Below are 569 nucleotides of genomic sequence, written 5' to 3'. Positions count from 1 at the left end.
GCCATGTTGTAAACCGGTGAGGGGCCCTGCAACTGGTCGACGAACCACAACCGGTTCTGCGCGAACGACAACGGCAAAACCGCCGGCCGCTCAACAGCCACCAACGGCGCGAACCCGTCCCCATCCCCACCGAGGTGAGGCGCCAACTGAGAAACCGTGGGCGCCTCAAACAAGGTGCGCACCGCCAGGCCGGCGTTGAGCCCCGTGTTTACCGCAGCGACGAGCCGCATTGCCGAAAGCGAATCGCCACCCAACTCGAAGAACGAGTCGTCCACCCCGACCTGATCCACACCCAACACCTGGGCGTAGATGCCGACCAGGAGTTCCTCGATAGCGTTGGTCGGAGCGCGATACCCGCTCTGGGTGTCGTGATAGTCCGGCGCGGGCAGAGCGCGGATGTCGAGTTTGCCGTTGACCGTCAATGGCAAAGCGTCGAGCGCCACCACCGCCGTCGGCACCATATAACCCGGCAACCTTTCCGCCAGCACCGCACGGATTCCCGCCGGGTCCACAGTCCCGGTCACATAGCCGACCAGACGCTTGTCACCAGGGCGGTCCTCGCGCGCAAT

1 protein-coding gene is annotated in these 569 nt (G+C 64.7%); it reads right to left on the bottom strand.

The genetic code is table 11. The features are described from left to right. Nucleotides 1-569, bottom strand: a 569-nt coding sequence (locus A5650_RS03445; RefSeq protein ID WP_156743990.1) for a phosphopantetheine-binding protein, incomplete at both ends; no start/stop codon positions are given.

This window comes from Mycobacterium sp. 1164985.4, from assembly GCF_001668575.1.
GTDB lineage: Bacteria > Actinomycetota > Actinomycetes > Mycobacteriales > Mycobacteriaceae > Mycobacterium.
The sequence above is the reverse complement of the archived record's forward strand: the minus strand, read 5'-3'. Positions and strand labels throughout refer to the sequence as shown.